The following is a 15,801-nucleotide window of genomic DNA, read 5'->3' as shown; positions in this document are numbered from 1 at the left end:
CACCCCGAGCCGTGCCCTGTGGTTCCAGGGCCCTTCGCCTTTTGGGGGCGGGGGCAACTGCGCCCCCACCCCCAAAACCCGCGCAGTCGCACCTGCCGAGTTACTCGGCAGATGCGACTGCGGCTTTTCGTTGGCTGAGCGCGCAGTTCCCCGCGCCCCTTACGGGGCGTTCTTGGCGAGGCCCAGTGCGTACTCGGGCCACCACTCCCCGGCCTTGGGGCCGCCCCGGCACGTCCCGTCGGACTCACCCGGCCGCTTGATCCACAGATACGCGTCGACGAGCGGATCGTCGGTCTTGGTCGTGGGGGTCTCCCCCAGCGCCCGGCCCGGCGGATTGCACCAAGGGTCCTTGCCCTTGGTGTAAGGCCCGTTGCCATTGCGCGCCGTGTCGATGACGAACGGCTTGCCGCCGATCTTCGCCGACAGCTGCTTGCCGTACTCCGTACTGGCCTCGGTGGTCTGGAAGTTGGAGACGTTCACCGAGAAGCCGTCGGCCTGCTCGACGCCGGACCACTTCAGGGGCTCCCAGACCGAGTCGGCGCCCTTGCCCCAGCCCGCGTTGCCCGCGTCGAGGTAGACCTTGGTGTTCTTCAGGGACTTGAGCTTCCCGATGGCGCCCTTGAGGAGGTCGTACCGCTCCTCGTGGAACTGCTCGGGCGTGCAGTTGTCGACCATGTGCAGGACCGCGTCCGGCTCCAGGATGACCGTCGCGTGACGGTCGCCGATGCCCTTGGCCACCTGGTCGATGAACGCGCGGTACGCGTTGCCGTCGGCCGCGCCGCCGCCCGAGTACTGGCCGCAGTCGCGGTGCGGGATGTTGTAGACGACCAGGAGGGCGTCCCGGTCGGCCTTCTCGGCGGCCTCGGTGAAGCCGCGCGCCTGGTCCTCCGCGTTCTCCGGGACGATCCACTCGGCGACCGGCTGCTCGGCGATCTTCCGGATGAGCGCGGCGTCGTCCTTGTTGCCGTCCTTGTCGTAGGAGGCGACCTGTTTGGCCGCGTTCCCGTCCGGATTGACCCAGTAAGGGTCCTTGCCCTTGGGTTGTTGTTTGACCGGCGGACTCGACGTGTCGCCGTCCGAGTCACCGCCGGAGGAGCACGCGGAGAGGAGCAGCGCGGCCCCCGCGAGCGCCACTCCCGTCCTCACCCCCCTGGCCGCGAAACCGTGCCCGCGGCCGGTGCCGTTGCGGTACATCCACTCCCCCTTGGGTGCACTGTCCGTATCTCAATCCTGGCATACGTACTCCCAGCCCACGAGGCCCGTCCGTCCGGCGCACGGAGCTGTAGGAGAGCTGTTACAGCCCGCCGCGGCGGGGTAGGCGCAGTGCGCGGGGAGTGGAGGTGGTTGGGGCATGCGTGACCGCGACAGCGAACTGCGACTTGCGGACGTCCTGGTGGAGACCGCGGACACCCTGAACGACGACTTCGACCCCGAGCGCTATCTGCGGTGGGTGGCGGACCGCTCCGTGGAACTGCTCGGCGCCCAGGGCGCCGGGGTGATGTACACGGGCAGGGGCGCCGAGGTACGCCTCGTGCCGTGCAGCAACCAACAGGACGTCGTACTGGACCTGTTGGAGGTGCAGCACCGCGGCGGCCCGTGTGTGGAGAGCTTCGGCACCGGCGAGCCCGTGCCGCAGGTGCGGATCGATCGGGACGGCGCGGGGGCGCGCTGGCCGGCGTTCGCCGAGCGGGCCGACAAGTACGGCGTCGCGGAGACCTACGCGGTACCGATGCGCCGGAACAGCACCATGTTGGGCGTACTCAACGTCTTCGTACCGGCGGAGCGTCGGTCCATGGCGCCTGAACGGGAGTTGAGGATCGCACAGGCTCTCGCCAACGCCGCGGCGATGGGACTGCACAATCACCGTACTCACTCCGCGTATAGAGCACTGTCCGAACAGCTGCAGACCGCGCTGGACAGCCGTATTCGAATCGAACAGGCCAAAGGCATACTCGCCGAGCGCTGGAACACCGGCATGGACGAGGCATTTGACGCGCTGCGGCGATATGCCCGCAGAGAACGGCAGGTCGTCGACCTGGTGGCCGTTCAGGTGATCAAGGGGGCGATCGACGCCGAAGTACTCCGCCGCGGCAGGTCCGAACCTTCCTGAGGAGCCTCCTCCACCTGCGGTGATCACAGAGGGAAAGGGAGTAGCGACTTGGCGTCATTCTGCCGCCACCTGCCCCTAGGCTCGCGCGCTCATTCGTTCTAGAGTCAGTTGCACGGCCCAAGCCCCCGGCCTTGTCGGCCATTCCGAATTTGAGGAATGGCCTCCGAACCTCCCGCGCCGGCGCCGGGTTTCTCCCGCAGCTCGTGCGCGCGCGGTCGAGGACCAGCCCGGTCGGCGGCTCCGGGGGGAGCGGGCCGCCGATCGGGCCAGGTGCCTCCGGCGCCTACTTGCCGACTCCCGTGAGGTACGCCGAGACGATCACGTTCGCCGTATAGGTGCGGGTGGCCTTGTCGAAGGTGCCGCCGCAGGTGATCAGGCGCAGTTCGGCGCGGCCCTCGGCGCGCGGACCGTACGCCTTCTGCGCGTCGAAACGGTCGCGGGTGATGACCTGCACGTCGTCCACCGTGAACTCCGCGACCGTGCCGTCGTCGCGGGCCACCCCGACCTTCTCGCCGGGGCGGACCGTGCTGAGGCCGTAGAAGACGGCGGGCTTGGTCTCCGTGTCGACGTGGCCGACGAAGAGGGCCGCGCCGGGCGCTCCGGGGCGGGTGCCGCCGCCGTACCAGCCGACGGTGCCCGGCTGTTCGAAGGGCGGCGGGTCGATCGCGCCCTCGGCGTCCAGGCCGCGGGCCGCCACCGGGGCCCGCACCTTCAGCGACGGCACGTCGACGCGGAGCGGCCTCGCGGGCGGCAACGGCTCGTGCGCGGGCGGCAGTTCGACGCCGAGAGGACGGCCGACCGCGGCCACGTCGCCCGTCGCGGGCCCGGACATCCCGCCGCGCGAATCCGTGATGTCGCTGCCCCACAGCCACAGGCCGACGAGCAGGACCGCCCAGGCGACACCGGTAAGGAGACGCCCCGAGCCGGACGAACGCTCACCGCCGGACACGGCTAGGTCCCGCCCGTCACTCGGAGCGGCGCCGGCGGACGCTGCGGAACGCCACGGCGACCGCGGCGACTCCGGCGAGGACCAGGCCGATCACGGCGTGCCGGGTGCCGGGTCCTGCCTCGTTCGCCGCCTCGGACGAGGCCGTGGCCAGCTGTGCGGTGCCGCCGCCACCGGCCCGCACCGGGGAGACCGGAGCCGGGTTGTGCCGGATCACCTGGACGGTGCCCGCGCGCTGGTGGGGGTGGCCGTCGCAGGTGACGGTGACGTCGTACGTGCCGGCGACACCCTGTCTGATCCTGCCGCTGCCGTTGAGCGAGTACTTGCCGCCGTCACGCCCGGTGAGACTGACGTCCCCCTCGAAGGCCCCCGAGCCCGCGGACCCGGTCGTGCCGTCGCAGCCCGAGACGCTCACCTCCACGGTGGCGCCGGGCGCGGCGCTGGACGGAATGACGGTGGCCCGTACGGAGCCGTCTTCATGGGCCTGGGCGGCACCGCCGGGCAGGGCGACCGCCAGCACGACGGCCACTCCGGCACCACGCTGAGCCAGGGAACGTATACGCATCGTGAACCTCCTGCTACCGAGATTCACGCGCGGTGACGACGTCCGCATCCTGATGCGGGGCAAACGGGTATCCCCACCCCTCCCCCAATACCCATCGCACCTTGATGCCGGGCAATCGGGCAGGTGGGTGGGAAGAATTCGCCGCGAAGCGGCGCCTAGACCCGATCCACAAGATCAGCGATGGAGTCGACCACGTTGGACGGCCGGAAGGGATGCCGATCGATGTCGGCCCGGGACGTCAGCCCCGTAAGCACCAGAAACGTCTCCATCCCCGCTTCCAGTCCGGCAAGGACATCCGTGTCCATGCGGTCACCGATCATCGCGCTCGTCTCCGAGTGCGCCCCGATCGCGTTCAGCCCCGTCCGCATCATCAGCGGATTCGGCTTGCCCGCGAAGTACGGGTGCTTGCCCGTCGCCTTGGTGATCAGCGCCGCGACGGCACCCGTGGCGGGCAGCGGGCCCTCGGTGGAGGGGCCGGTCTCGTCCGGGTTGGTGCAGATGAACCGCGCCCCGCCGTTGATCAGCCGCACGGCCTTGGTCATGGCCTCGAAGGAGTACGTCCGGGTCTCGCCGAGCACCACGTAGTCCGGGTCGTGGTCGGTCAGGACGTACCCGATGTCGTGCAGCGCCGTGGTCAGACCCGCCTCGCCGATGACGTACGCGGTGCCGCCGGGCCGCTGGTCGTCCAGGAACTTCGCGGTGGCGAGCGCGGAGGTCCAGATGTTCTCGACCGGCACTTCGAGGCCCATGCGGGTCAGCCGGGCCTGGAGGTCGCGCGCGGTGTAGATGGAGTTGTTCGTGAGGACCAGGAAGGGCTTGCCGGACTCCCGCAGCTTCTTGATGAAGGCGTCGGCGCCGGGGATCGGCACTCCCTCGTGAATGAGCACGCCGTCCATGTCGGTGAGCCACGATTCGATGGGCTTGCGCTCTGCCATGGGGTGCACTCCTGCGGTGTACGGGTTGCCTGGGGCGCCGGGACAGCGCTGTGCCGACGCCCCCAGCCTAATCAGGAAGCCGCGATCTTGACCCCGTCGATCACCCAGTACCAGTTGTTGCCCCCGGTGTACCGGAAGCGGACCTGAGCCTTCCGGGCGCCCGCGGGGACCTGGAGGGCGATGTTCTCGACCACGGAGGGGGTGTCCGCCGTGTACGTCTTCACCGCGACGGGGGCCCCGCCGTCGTACGAGACGAGGACCTCGCCCTTCTGCGGGGCCTCCTGGCGGTAGTACGTCGTGTACGTGAGCGTGGCGTTCGCGCCGCCCGTCACGTCGTACGAGGGACTGATCAGCGTCGAGTCGAAGGTGCCGGAGAAGGACTTGTCGGTCCACTCGTCGCCGTCGGCGACCGCGAAGACGCCGCGCGCGCGGATGTTGTTCTCGCGCTGCTGGTCGCGCTCGGCCTTCGTCCAGAACTCGTCCGTGGTGAAGGACCAGCCACGCCACTCGGTGACGCCGCCGGTGCCCATCCTCGCGTTGTCGACCGTCCAGCCGCTCGGCGGCGTGTGCGTGAAGCCGATGACTGCGGAGCCGATGCCGCCCTCGTCGACCGGACCCGTCAACTTACCGCGCAGCGCGTCGAAGTCGTCGGGCCGGGGCCGCTGGATCGGGCGCCCGTCCAGGCCCCAGGCCGGGTCGATGGCGATGCCGAGGTGGGCCAGGGCGCTCGCGGCGATGTCGGGCATGCGGACGTCGTGGCGGACGGAGCCCGCGGTGACCGTGCCGCCCGTGGCGATCATGAAGGTCTGGCGCTCGGCCCAGCTGGACCCGCCGTGGCCGCCCGCGTCGGTGTGCCCGTGATCGGCGGTGATCATGATCAGCCAGTCCTCGTCGCCGTACGTGGCACGGGACTTCACGGCGGCGACGATCTGGCCGACCTGGGTGTCCACGCCGTGCAGCGCGTCCAGGTAGGCCTGGCTGGCCGCGCCGCTCTCGTGTCCCGCGTGGTCGACGTTGTCGAGCTGGACGAAGACCGCGTCGGGGTTGCCGTTCTTGACCTCGGCGACGGCACGGCTCGTGGTGCCCGCGTCGTACTCGGCGGACGGGGTGGAGACCCTGGCGTCGACCTTCGCGGAGAAGATGACGTCGGTGATGGGGTTCCAGGAGGCCACGGCGTAGGTCCGCAGGGACGGCTTCGCGGCCTCGATCCGGGTCATGAAGTCCGGGTACTTCGCGAGCTGGTGGCCGGTGAACTCGTTGTTCACGACCTTGTGCTTGTCGGGCCAGACGCCGGTGATGAGCGTCGACCAGCCGGGGCCCGACGAGGTGGGTGCGAGCGGGTTGGCGTAGAGAGCGCTGGGCGCCGTGAGGCCCGCGCTCATCAGGCCTTTCAGAACGGGCGCCTCGGCATCCTTGATTCTGTTGAGCAGCGCGCCGTCCAGGCCTATGACCAGGACCTTGGGGGTCTTGGCCGCAGCCCTGGCGACCGTGGCGAGGGGCCCCGCCGCGGTCGCGAGCGCGGCGGCGGAGACGAGGAGGGAGCGGCGGGAGATTCCTTGCGACACGTGTACCTCCGGCAGAAGGGGGTGGGGGGAGCGGCACACCAACGCCCCTGGAGAACCAGGGGCGTTGGGTCCATACCCGTTATCTTTTCGCTACCGAACCCCTGGGGCCAGGGGTACGACGGTGAACTCTCAGCTACCGGTCGCCGACTTCCAGCCCTCCACGTACGAAGGGAGGTTCTTGGAGATGTCGGCCCAGTCCGGCTCGAAGATCTCCACACCGTCGACGAGCTTGTCGAGGGCGACCGCGTCGGCGTCGGTGGCCTTGACGTCCTTGCGGGCCGCGAAGCCGCCGCCGATCTCGCTGACCTGCTGCTGGGCCTTCTGACCGAGCAGGTGGTCGAGGAACTTCTTCGCGTTGGCGCTGTGCGGCGCCTTGTTGACCAGACCGGCGGCGTACGGCAGCGCGAAGGTGGTCGGCTTGCCGGGGTTCTTCTCGGTCGCGGGGAACCAGATGCCGAGGTTCGGCATGTCCTTGGACTGCGCGTAGTTCATCTGGACATCGCCGTTGGCCGCGAGGAGCTCGCCCTTGTCGACCTTCGGGGCGAGCTTTCCGGTGGAGGCGGACGGGCCGACGTTGTTGGCCTGCAGCTTCTTCAGGTACTCCATCGCGGGGCCCTTGCCGCCGAAGTCGTGCATCGCCTTGATGAGCACGGCGGTGCCGTCGCCCGCGACGCCGGGCGTGGAGTACTGCACCTTGTTCTTGTACGTGCCTTCGGTCAGGTCCTCCCAGGTCTTGGGCGCCTTCCCGCCGGTCAGCTCCTTCTTGTTGTAGATGAAGCCGAAGTAATTGTTCACGACGGAGGTCCACTTGCCGTCGGCCGCCTTGTCGGCGCCGTCGACCTCCTCGGACCCCTTGGGCTTGTAGGCCTTCAAGAGCCCCTTCTCGTCGGCCTGTTGAATGAACGGGGGCAGCGTGATGATGACGTCGGCCTGCGTGTTGGACTTCTCGCGGACGGCGCGCTGGACCATCTCGCCGGAGCCGCCCTCGACGTAGTTCACCTTGATGCCGGTCTTCTTCTCGAAGTCCTTGAAGACCTGGTCGTACCAGCCGTCGCCGTTCTCCCCCTTGAGGCCGTCGGCGCTGTAGACCGTGACGACCTTCTCGTCGGACGCGGCGGAGCTGCCGCCGCACGCGGTGAGGGACCCGGCGAGGACGAGGCTGCCGGCGACGGCGGCGAGCGTGCGGGCGCGGTGGACGCGGGTAAGGCGTGACATGACGTTTCGTACTCCTTGAAGAACTCGAAGAGCCTTGGGGGAAAGGGCGGTTCAGCGGTAGGAGGCGCGGGTGCGGACGCGTGAGACGGCGAAGAGCACCAGCAGCGTGGCCGCCATCAGGACCACGGCGACGGCGGTACCGGTGAACAGGGAGCCGCGGTCGGTGGCCGCGTAGATCCGCACGGGAAGCGGCATCCAGTCCGGCGGGTAGAGCATCATCGTGGCGCTCAACTCGCCCATGGAGAGCGCGAAGCAGAGCCCGGCGGCCGCGTTCAGGGACGGCAGCAGGAGCGGCAGCTTCACCCTCCACAGGACGTACGAGGGCCGGGCACCGAGCGATGCGGCGGCCTGTTCGTACACCGGGTCGAGACGCACGATGGCAGCCGAAACCGACTGGTGGGCGAACGCCGTGACAAGAATGGCGTGCGCGAGGATCACGATCCAGCGCGTGCCGTTGAGGATCATCGGCGGCTTGGAGAACGCGACGAGGACCGCGAGCCCGACGACGACGGACGGCACCGCGACGGGCAGCATGAACAGCGCGTCGAGCACCCTCTTCCCGCCCCGCTTCAGCGAGGCCGCGGCGAGCGCGGCCCAGGACCCCACGGTCAAGGCCAGCAGACTCGCGCCGACGGCGGTGACCAGGCTGGTGGTGAGCGCCTGGAGCGACTCGCCCCGGGTGGCCGCGGAGTAGTGCTCGGCGGTGAATCCGGAGGGAAAGGCCCCGGACCAGTGGGACGAGAACGAAGCCGTGAGGATCACGAGCAGCGGCAGCGCGAAGAGAGGAAGGAAGAAGACGAGGAACAGGACCCAGATGGCCCACTTCCCCTTGCGGCTATGCACCAACACGACGGCTCACCACCCGGTAGAGGCCGTAAAGGCCCACGGAAATCGCGATGTTGACGACCGCGACGACACACGCCGCCGGATAGTCGGACTCGAGAATGGCCTTGCTGTACACGAGCATCGGCAGGGTGGTGACCCCCTTCGCCCCCGTGAAGAGGACGATCCCGAACTCGTTCAGGCACATGACGAGGACGAGGCTGCCGCCGGCGGCGAGCGCGGGCAGCGCCTCGGGCAGGATGACGCGCCGCACGATCCGCGGGGGCCTGGCCCCGAGGCTTGAGGCGACCTCGATCTGCGCGGTGTCGATCTGCGAGAACGCGGCGAGCAGGGGCCGCATCACGAAGGGCGTGAAGTACGTGATCTCGGCGAGCAGCACGCCCCACGGGGTGGTCAGGAACTGGAACGGCCCCTCGGCGGCCCCGGTCGCATCCGTCCAGACGCCGTTGGCCATGCCCTTCGTGCCGTAGATGAACAGAAGGGCGAGAGTGATCAGGAAGGACGGGAAGGACAGAAAGACGTCGATGAACTTCGAGACGGCCTTCCCGCCGGGAAACGGCACGAAGGCGATGACGAGCGCGAGGGCGAACCCGAGCACGAGACATCCGACGGTGGCCCCGACGGCCAACCACACGGTGGTGCCGAGAGCTTCCCGAAAGGCCTCGGACGCGAAGACGTCCGAGTACGGCTGAAGAGAGGTCCCTCCCGTGTCCGGCTGCACGGACTGCTGGACGACGAGAAGAAGCGGATAGAGAAAGAAGAGGGAGAGCAGAGCGATTGGGGGCAGAGCCCAGACGAACTTGGGCACACCCCGCCGCAGTCCACCACCCGCACGCCGCTCTCCCACCCCGCCCTGTCCCGGCTGTGTACAGCCGTCCCGCCCTTGCTGTGGGGGGCGGCCGTCCCGCCCTTGCTGTGGGCAGGCGTTCCGCACGGCGGAACGGGTGGGCACAGCCCTTGATCCCGGCCCACCGTGAACGAGGCGCTCACTGGGACTGCCCATCGGTCACCCCACCCCCCAGCAACACCGCGTCATCCGGCGCGAAGTGCAACGTAACCGTCTCCCCCAGAACCGGCGGAGCCTTCAGCTCGCGTACGTCCGCCTTCACCCGCTCCCCGCCGACATCCACGTACAACCGATGCGTGGCCCCCCGCCACTGAACCTCCACCACCTCCCCCACAAGGGAGTTGGGCCCCTCCCCCAGCCCCACCAGATGCGGCCGCACGCACAGCGTGGCCGCCACCCCGGCAGCCGCCTCCCCCGTATCGACCACGATCTCGACCCCACCGAAGGAGACACCCCCCGCCCCCACCGTCACCGGCAACAGATTCGCGTTGCCCACAAAGGAAGCCGTGAACTCCGTCCGCGGCGCCCGATACAGCTCCTGCGGCGTCCCGCAGTCCTGAAGCCGCGCCCGATCCATCACGGCAATGCGGTCGGCCAGCGTCAGCGCCTCGACCTGGTCATGGGTGACGTACAGAATCGAGACGTCCGGCAACTCCCGGTGCAGCCGGGCAAGTTCGGCCAGCATCCCCGACCGCAACTGCGCGTCCAACGCGGACAGCGGCTCATCGAGCAGCAGCACCCCCGGCCGAACGGCGAGCGCCCGCGCGATGGCCACCCGCTGCTGCTGCCCACCGGACAGCTCGCGTGGATACCGCTTCGCGTACGCCGCCATCCCGGTCATCTCCAACGCATCGGCGACGCGCCCGGGTATCTCGCCCTTGGCCACCTTCTGCGCCTTCATCCCGAAGGCCACGTTGTCCTCGACCCGCATGTGCGGAAAGAGCGCGTACTGCTGGACGACCATGCCGATCCCCCGCTGATGCGGCGGCAGCCCGGTGACATCACGGTCCCCGATGAACACCCGCCCGGACGCGGGCCGCACGAAGCCCGCGACGGCCCGCAGCGCGGTGGTCTTGCCGGACCCGGAGGGCCCGAGCAGGGCCATCACCTCACCGGGCTCGACGGCCAGGTCGAGGGAGTCGAGGACGGTGGTCCCGCCGTACGCGACGGAGACGTGGTCGAAGCGGATGCCGCTTCCCATCAGCCGACTCCCCTGAGCATCAAGGGCAGTTCGGCGACGGACCCGAGCACGTGCGTGGCCCCGGCCTCCCGCAGCACACCCTCTCCGTGAGCGCCGGTCAGCACCCCGGCGACGACCGAGGCCCCCGCCCGTACACCGCTCTTCATGTCGTACGCGGTGTCACCCACGACGGCGACCTCCTGGACGCCCGCCGCCGCACCGGTCCGCAGGAACGCGCTGAGCACCATGTCCGGACAGGGCCGCCCGCGGCCGCCCGCGTCGGCGGGGCACAGGGTCAGCTCGACGAGGTCCCGCCACCCGAGCGCGTCCAGGATGGCGTCCTGTGTGACCCGCGCGAACCCGGTGGTCAGGACGACGGTCCTGCCGTCGGCCCGCAGCTCCTCGATGGCCTCGCGCGCCCCGTCGACCGGCGCGATGTGCCCGCCGTCGACCAGCGTGCCGTACGCCTTCTCGAAGGCGGTGTTGGCCTGCCGCGCGAGCGCCTCCTCGCCGAACAGATGCCGGAACACGGAGATCTTGGACTCGCCCATGGTGGCGCGGACGTACTCCAGCTTCGCGGCGTGGTCCGCGGAGTCCGGCTCGACGCCGAGCTCCCGCGCGGCGGCGGCGAAGGCCTGCTCCACCAGGCCCCCGTCGGCGACGGTGGTCCCCGCCATGTCCAGTACGACGAGTCCGATGCGACCCGTGGTCGACGTCTTCTCTGCGGCCAATTCCCTCACCATCCCAATTCGTCGGCGGTCTTCTCGGCGATCGCGGGCGAGCAGGTCATGCCGCGCCCGCCGGGCCCGGTGACCAGCCACACGCCCTCGCGCACCTGCTGGCGGTGCACGACCCGGCTCGTGTCGACGCACTGCGCGTACACCCCGGCCCAGCGGCGCCGGATCTTCGGCAGCGGCCGCCCGAGAAAGCCCTCGACGACCTCGGTGAGGTGCTCGTAGGGGTCCTCGACGGTGTCGAAGGCGAAGGGGTGCTCGTACTCGTGCGTGTCGCCGATGGTCAGGCCGCCGTCCTTGCGCTGCACCATCAGGAGCTGCATCTTGTGCGCGGCGGCGGTCGGCGTCTGCGCCTGCCGGGCGTTGAGGTCGTCGAGCGCGGGCGACTTGTACGCCGGGTAGTAGCGGAAGCTGTCCGCGTCGGCGACGGAGGTGGTGAGCGGCTCGCCGAGCGCCTCGGTCTGCATCATCTGCAGCCGCACGCGGCGCACGGGCAGGTCGGGGCCCGCGAGCTCCCGGACGAGCCCGCCCAGCCAGGCGCCGGTGGCGAGCACGACGACATCGCCGGTGTGCACGTCGCCGTGGTCGTCCCGCACCCCGCTCCCGCCGACGACCTCGCGCACCTCACGGCCCGGCAGGAAGGTGTAGCGCGGCGACGCCAAGAGGGCTTCGCGCAACCGGAGTTGGGCGGTTCGGGGTTCGACCGCGGCGTCCCGCTCGCACCACAGCCCCGCGAGGAAGTCACCGCGCAGGGCCGGGTTGAGGGCGCGCGCCTCGTCGGCGCTCAGGAGTTTGTAGCCGCGGGCTGCCGCGTCGGGGCGGGCGAGCGCGGCCTCGGCGACGGCCCGCTCGCGTTCGTTGCGTACGAGGGTCAGCGAGCCGTTGGCCCTGAAGCCCAGGCCCGGCACGCGCTCGCCGATGCCCTCCCACAGCTCACGGGCGCGCAGGGCGGTGTCGAGCTCCTCGCCGCCCGCCCGTCCGCTGACCCATATCTGCCCGAAGTTGCGCAGCGACGCCCCGCGGGCCTCGCTCTCACGCTCGATCTGTACGACCTCGTGGCCGCGTTCCACTGCGTGCCAGGCGTGCATGGTTCCCACCACGCCGGCTCCTACGACGATGACTCTCACGGCGGCAACGCTCCTGGGAGTTGGTGACCCGCGCGGGACCGGTCGGCAACGGGACGGTGAACGGCCACCCAAGGTTGGCCTAGACCCGTTACGTTCCCGTTATCATCATGGGTCAACTGCCGTACGGGGAGACGAGGTTCGGCCGTTGCCCGACGACGACCGGAAGCCGGGCTCAGGCGCCGCCGTTGCCCAGATGCGTCGTGAAGGAGAACCGGTCGCCCCGGTACAGGGTCCGCACCCGCTCCAGCGGACGGCCCGCCGTGTCCCGCGAAAGCCGGTGGATCAGCAGCATGGGCAGCGCGGGGGGCGTCCCGATGAGCAGGGCCTCGCGCGGAGTGGCGAGCACCGTCTCGATCCGCTCGTCGGCGTCGCCGAAGGAGATGCCGAGCTCGTCGCGCAGATAGGCGTAGAAGGACGAGTCCGGCTCGAAGTCGCCGTCGAGCCCCGGCACCCTCGCCACGGAGACGTAGGTGCTCTCCAGGCCGACCCGCTCGTCGTCGGCGAGCAGCACCCGCTCCATGTGCCAGACGGGCTCGCCCGCCTCGGCGCCGATCTGGGCGGCGAGCGCGGCCGGGCACGGGAAGCGGTCGAGGGAGATGAGGTTGCGGCCGGGGGTGCGCCCCTGGCGCCGTACGCCTTCGGTGTAGCTCGCGAGCGACAGCGGCTGCTCCAGCTTGGGCCCGGCGACGACGGTGCCGCGGCCCTGCCTGCGCAGCCGCCCCTCCAGGAGCAGTTCGCGCAGCGCCTGGCGCACGGTCTCGCGCGCCACCTCGTACCGCTCGGCGAGATCCCGCTCGGTGGGCAGCGGCTGTCCGTCCCCCAACTCCTCCATCAGGACGGCGATCCGGGCCTTCACGGCGTAGTACTTGGGGATGCGGCCGTGCTCGGGAATGCCGGAGCGAATGGGCGCGCCCGGCGCCTGGTCGAGCAGGTGGGCGGCGGGGTGCGCGGTGTTCGGGTTGTCCACCCCGGGATGTTCGCAGACGTACGTGAACACGAAGGTGAACGCGGGGTGTCCTCGGCCACGGCCGAAGGTATGGCTGAGGACACGGCCCGTGGGCATGACCGCGCCCGCGGCCGCCGGTACTGATCGGCTGGGGCGGCGCGGGCGCGGTCTTTCCGGAAGGTGGTGGGAGCGGCTGGTTTCAGCGCCCTCTGGCCCGAAGGCGCCGAGATCCCACCACAAGGGCGCCGCCGGCGAGGAGGAAGGCGCCGGCGGTGGCCCCCAGCCCGAGCAGAGTGCCCGGGCCCGTCTGTGCGAGTTGCTTGGCGGACGGCGTTCCGGAGCCGTCGGCCACGATGTCGAACGGGTAGTCGTTGGAGTCGCCGACCCAGTCGCCGTCGTCGTCCCTGCGCTGCACGAGCGCGGCGGACGCGACGACGTGGTTGGCCTGGGTGTCGGAGGTGAAGGCGAGCCGGACCTTGACGGTGACGGTCTTGCCGGGGCCGACCGTGAAGCCCGGGAAGCCGTCGTCGAAGACCCCGATGTTCTCGTCCTGGTCGGTCTTCTCGAAGGGCACGGGCCGCCAGCGCGTCCCGTCGTGGAACTCCAGCTGGATCTGGCGCGCCTGCAGCGTCTGCTTCTGGTCGACGAGGACGAGGATCGGGTGGACGTTGCCGCAGGACTGGTCGGTGGTGTTGGTGAGGTCGATCGTCCAGTGCTGGTAGCCGCCGCCGGGGTGGTAGGTGGCGGGCCCCTGGTGGATGCGGGTGTCGATGGGGAAGTCGGCGCTGTCCGCGGGCCCGCAGGTGGGCTGGTTCGCGGCGCCGGTGTCGACCAGGGTCTCGCGGGGGCGGGCTTCCTTGGCTGCGGGGCGGACGACGGTGGCGGCGTCGGCGGGCTTCTGTACGCCGGTCACGTCGGTCGGGTTCTGGGCCGTGCCGGTGTCCGCCGGGTTCTGCGCGGCGCCGGTGTCGGTGGGGTTCTGCTGGGTGTTCGTACCCGTGGGCTGCTGCTGGGTGTCCGTACCCGTGGGCTGCTGCTGGGAGTCCGCCCCGGTCGGCTGCTGCTGGGTGCCCGTCGCGTTCGGCTGCTGCTGGGAGTCCGTACCCGTCGGCTGCTGCTGGGAGTCCGTCCCGGTCGGCTGCTGCTGGGTGCCCGTCGCGTTCGGCTGCTGCTGGGGCTGCGGCTGTACGTCCGTGCCGTTCGGCTGCTGCTGCGACTGAGGGAAGTTCGTCGCCGCTTCGGTGTCCGCGGCACAGGACGAGTCCTCGATCACCGCGTCCAACAGCCCTGTCACCGCGCAGACTTGGCTGTTCAGGATGCTGCTGCCCTCGTCCGCCACGGCGGGTGCCCCGGCCACGGCGGGCGCGAGGGTGGCGGCTGCGGCGGTGACGCCGAAGGCGAGAGAACTGCGGAGTCGCATGGAAGACCTTTGCTGAGCTGAACGCCGAACTGAACGCTGATCTGTACGCGGGGCAGGTGCGGAGCGGGACCGGAGCGGAGCGGTGAGCGAGCGAGCCGACGACCGGTCCAAGCGCCATCCCCCGCGAAGGAGTTGGTCCGCGATCCACCGGTCGTGGCCCGAGACCCTGCCACGCGCGCGCGACCTCGCCGTCACGCCACCGCCCGATAGGACCAATCGGCCGCCCAAGTCCCCTCGATCAGCCGAGTTTGCGTCAATTCCGATTGGCGGGAAAGGCCACATTCGCGCGGCCGAAAAGGGGCGCGAGGACGAGCTGGGCCGCCCCCTCCGCGACTCCGCGCTCCCCTCCGGGGGCGAGGGCCACGGGTACGTCCGCTCCCCCGCCGCCGCGCCGGACGCGTGCGGCGACGACGGCGCCCACCCCTCGTACGAAGAGGCCCTCAGCAGTGAAGACGGTCCGCCCGCCGAGCAGGACGCGGTCGATGTCGAGCAGCCCCGTGAGGTTCCCCGCGGCCGTGCCGAGCACCCGAGCGGCCTCCGCCAGATCGCCCCGGGCGACGGCCGCGAGGCAGAGCGCCTCGACGCAGCCGCGGTCCCCGCACTCGCAGGGCGGGCCGTCCAACTGCAGCACCTGGTGGCCGAATTCACCCGCCCCGGTCCTGGCCCCGCGATACAGGGTGCCGCCGAGCACGAGCCCGGCGCCGAGGCCGGTGCCCAGGTGCAGATAGGCGAAGGAGTCGGCGGCGCCCGCGAGGGCCAGGCCGAGGGCGGCGGCGTTGGTGTCCTTGTCCACGACGACGGGCAGCCCGAGCCGCTCCCCGAGCGCGTCCCGCAGCGGGAAGCCGTCCCACTCCGGGAACCCGGTGACGCGGTGCAGCACCCCCTCGGCGTGGTCGAGCGGTCCTGGCAGCGCGACGCCGACCCCGGAGACGGCGCCGTGCCCGGCGAGCAGTTCCCCGACCTCCCCCGCGGCCGCGTCGGCCACCGCGTCGCCGCCCGCGCCGAAGGCCAGCGGGGCGCGGCGCTCTGCGACCACCGTGCCGGTCAGGTCGACGAGGACCGCCGTCAGCTCGTCGCGGTCCAGATGGAGGCCGACGGCGTGGCCCGCGTCGGGGACCAGGCGCAGGACGGTGCGGGGCTTGCCGCCGGTCGAGGCGCGGCGGCCCGCCTCCGCGGCCAGTCCCTCGCCGCGAAGGCGTGCGGTGATCTTGCTGACCGCCTGCGGGGTGAGCCCGGTGCGCTCGGCGAGCTCGAGTCGGCTGATGCCGGTCTCACCCGCGGCGCGCAGCAGATCGAGCACGAGCGCGGCGTTGTGGCCGCGCAGCGCAGGCAGGTTCACCCCGGCGTTCGCCCCGGTCATGTACGTCC

General features: G+C 70.7%; 15 protein-coding genes. 1 reads left to right on the top strand and 14 read right to left on the bottom strand.

Annotation, left to right across the window (positions count from 1 at the left end; all coding sequences use genetic code 11):
• Window positions 1-159: 159 nt before the first annotated feature.
• A complete protein-coding gene (locus tag AB0B50_RS35350) occupies window positions 160-1,194 on the bottom strand; it encodes a glycoside hydrolase family 6 protein (RefSeq protein WP_362339912.1) in 1,035 nt (344 codons plus the stop codon).
• 157 nt (window positions 1,195-1,351) lie between these two features.
• Here AB0B50_RS35350 and AB0B50_RS35345 point away from each other — a divergent pair, with 157 nt between their 5' ends.
• Window positions 1,352-2,110 carry an ANTAR domain-containing protein gene (locus AB0B50_RS35345; protein ID WP_362339911.1) on the top strand — a complete coding sequence of 253 codons (759 nt, stop codon included), beginning with the start codon at window positions 1,352-1,354 and terminating at the stop codon, window positions 2,108-2,110.
• Between the two features lie 283 nt (window positions 2,111-2,393).
• Here the strand turns inward: AB0B50_RS35345 and AB0B50_RS35340 are convergent, their stop codons facing one another.
• From AB0B50_RS35340 to AB0B50_RS35280, 13 genes are all read right to left on the bottom strand, one after another.
• A complete protein-coding gene (locus tag AB0B50_RS35340) occupies window positions 2,394-3,059 on the bottom strand; it encodes a class F sortase (RefSeq protein WP_362339910.1) in 666 nt (221 codons plus the stop codon).
• A gap of 16 nt (window positions 3,060-3,075) precedes the next feature.
• Window positions 3,076-3,621: a hypothetical protein gene (locus AB0B50_RS35335; protein ID WP_362339909.1), complete on the bottom strand. Its 546-nt coding sequence runs from the start codon at window positions 3,619-3,621 to the stop codon at window positions 3,076-3,078.
• Window positions 3,622-3,776: 155 nt separating this feature from the next.
• Window positions 3,777-4,556, bottom strand: a complete 780-nt coding sequence (locus AB0B50_RS35330) for an HAD-IIA family hydrolase (RefSeq protein WP_362339908.1) — start codon at window positions 4,554-4,556, stop codon at window positions 3,777-3,779.
• 71 nt (window positions 4,557-4,627) lie between these two features.
• On the bottom strand, window positions 4,628-6,121 hold the full coding sequence (locus AB0B50_RS35325) for an alkaline phosphatase family protein (protein ID WP_362339907.1): 1,494 nt from the start codon (window positions 6,119-6,121) through the stop codon (window positions 4,628-4,630).
• 129 nt (window positions 6,122-6,250) lie between these two features.
• Window positions 6,251-7,336: a 2-aminoethylphosphonate ABC transporter substrate-binding protein gene (locus AB0B50_RS35320; protein ID WP_362339906.1), complete on the bottom strand. Its 1,086-nt coding sequence runs from the start codon at window positions 7,334-7,336 to the stop codon at window positions 6,251-6,253.
• A gap of 51 nt (window positions 7,337-7,387) precedes the next feature.
• On the bottom strand, window positions 7,388-8,185 hold the full coding sequence (locus AB0B50_RS35315) for an ABC transporter permease subunit (protein ID WP_362339905.1): 798 nt from the start codon (window positions 8,183-8,185) through the stop codon (window positions 7,388-7,390).
• Window positions 8,172-9,026: a 2-aminoethylphosphonate ABC transporter permease subunit gene (locus AB0B50_RS35310; protein WP_362339904.1), complete on the bottom strand. Its 855-nt coding sequence runs from the start codon at window positions 9,024-9,026 to the stop codon at window positions 8,172-8,174. Before AB0B50_RS35310 ends, AB0B50_RS35315 begins: the two co-directional genes overlap by 14 nt.
• Window positions 9,027-9,165: 139 nt before the next feature.
• Complete coding sequence (locus tag AB0B50_RS35305) at window positions 9,166-10,227, bottom strand: ABC transporter ATP-binding protein (protein WP_362339903.1); 1,062 nt, start codon at window positions 10,225-10,227, stop codon at window positions 9,166-9,168.
• Window positions 10,227-10,937 (bottom strand): HAD family hydrolase, encoded by a 711-nt coding sequence (locus AB0B50_RS35300; RefSeq protein ID WP_362339902.1) that lies wholly within the window; start codon window positions 10,935-10,937, stop codon window positions 10,227-10,229. The genes AB0B50_RS35305 and AB0B50_RS35300 overlap by 1 nt, the downstream gene beginning before the upstream one ends.
• A gap of 5 nt (window positions 10,938-10,942) precedes the next feature.
• On the bottom strand, window positions 10,943-12,067 hold the full coding sequence (locus tag AB0B50_RS35295; protein ID WP_362339901.1) for a TIGR03364 family FAD-dependent oxidoreductase: 1,125 nt from the start codon (window positions 12,065-12,067) through the stop codon (window positions 10,943-10,945).
• 172 nt (window positions 12,068-12,239) lie between these two features.
• The gene (locus AB0B50_RS35290) at window positions 12,240-13,130 is read right to left on the bottom strand and encodes a GntR family transcriptional regulator (protein WP_362339900.1); all 891 of its coding nucleotides are present in this window, start codon (window positions 13,128-13,130) and stop codon (window positions 12,240-12,242) included.
• 82 nt (window positions 13,131-13,212) lie between these two features.
• On the bottom strand, window positions 13,213-14,433 hold the full coding sequence (locus tag AB0B50_RS35285; protein WP_362339899.1) for a hypothetical protein: 1,221 nt from the start codon (window positions 14,431-14,433) through the stop codon (window positions 13,213-13,215).
• A 253-nt stretch (window positions 14,434-14,686) separates the two neighbouring features.
• Window positions 14,687-15,793 carry an ROK family transcriptional regulator gene (locus AB0B50_RS35280; RefSeq protein WP_362339928.1) on the bottom strand — a complete coding sequence of 369 codons (1,107 nt, stop codon included), beginning with the start codon at window positions 15,791-15,793 and terminating at the stop codon, window positions 14,687-14,689.
• Window positions 15,794-15,801 lie beyond the last annotated feature (8 nt).

Origin of the sequence: Streptomyces sp. NPDC041068, assembly GCF_040647455.1 — a bacterium.
Classification (GTDB): Bacteria; Actinomycetota; Actinomycetes; order Streptomycetales; family Streptomycetaceae; genus Streptomyces.
The sequence above is the reverse complement of the archived record's forward strand: the minus strand, read 5'-3'. Positions and strand labels throughout refer to the sequence as shown.

Coding starts and splice junctions, on each gene's coding strand:
- AB0B50_RS35350 (WP_362339912.1), bottom strand. CDS start 1,194: ATGTACCGCAACGGCACCGGCCGCGGGCACGGTTTCGCGGCCAGGGGG.
- AB0B50_RS35345 (WP_362339911.1), top strand. CDS start 1,352: ATGCGTGACCGCGACAGCGAACTGCGACTTGCGGACGTCCTGGTGGAG.
- AB0B50_RS35335 (WP_362339909.1), bottom strand. CDS start 3,621: ATGCGTATACGTTCCCTGGCTCAGCGTGGTGCCGGAGTGGCCGTCGTG.
- AB0B50_RS35330 (WP_362339908.1), bottom strand. CDS start 4,556: ATGGCAGAGCGCAAGCCCATCGAATCGTGGCTCACCGACATGGACGGC.
- AB0B50_RS35320 (WP_362339906.1), bottom strand. CDS start 7,336: ATGTCACGCCTTACCCGCGTCCACCGCGCCCGCACGCTCGCCGCCGTC.
- AB0B50_RS35305 (WP_362339903.1), bottom strand. CDS start 10,227: ATGGGAAGCGGCATCCGCTTCGACCACGTCTCCGTCGCGTACGGCGGG.
- AB0B50_RS35290 (WP_362339900.1), bottom strand. CDS start 13,130: ATGCCCACGGGCCGTGTCCTCAGCCATACCTTCGGCCGTGGCCGAGGA.
- AB0B50_RS35285 (WP_362339899.1), bottom strand. CDS start 14,433: ATGCGACTCCGCAGTTCTCTCGCCTTCGGCGTCACCGCCGCAGCCGCC.
- AB0B50_RS35280 (WP_362339928.1), bottom strand. CDS start 15,793: ATGACCGGGGCGAACGCCGGGGTGAACCTGCCTGCGCTGCGCGGCCAC.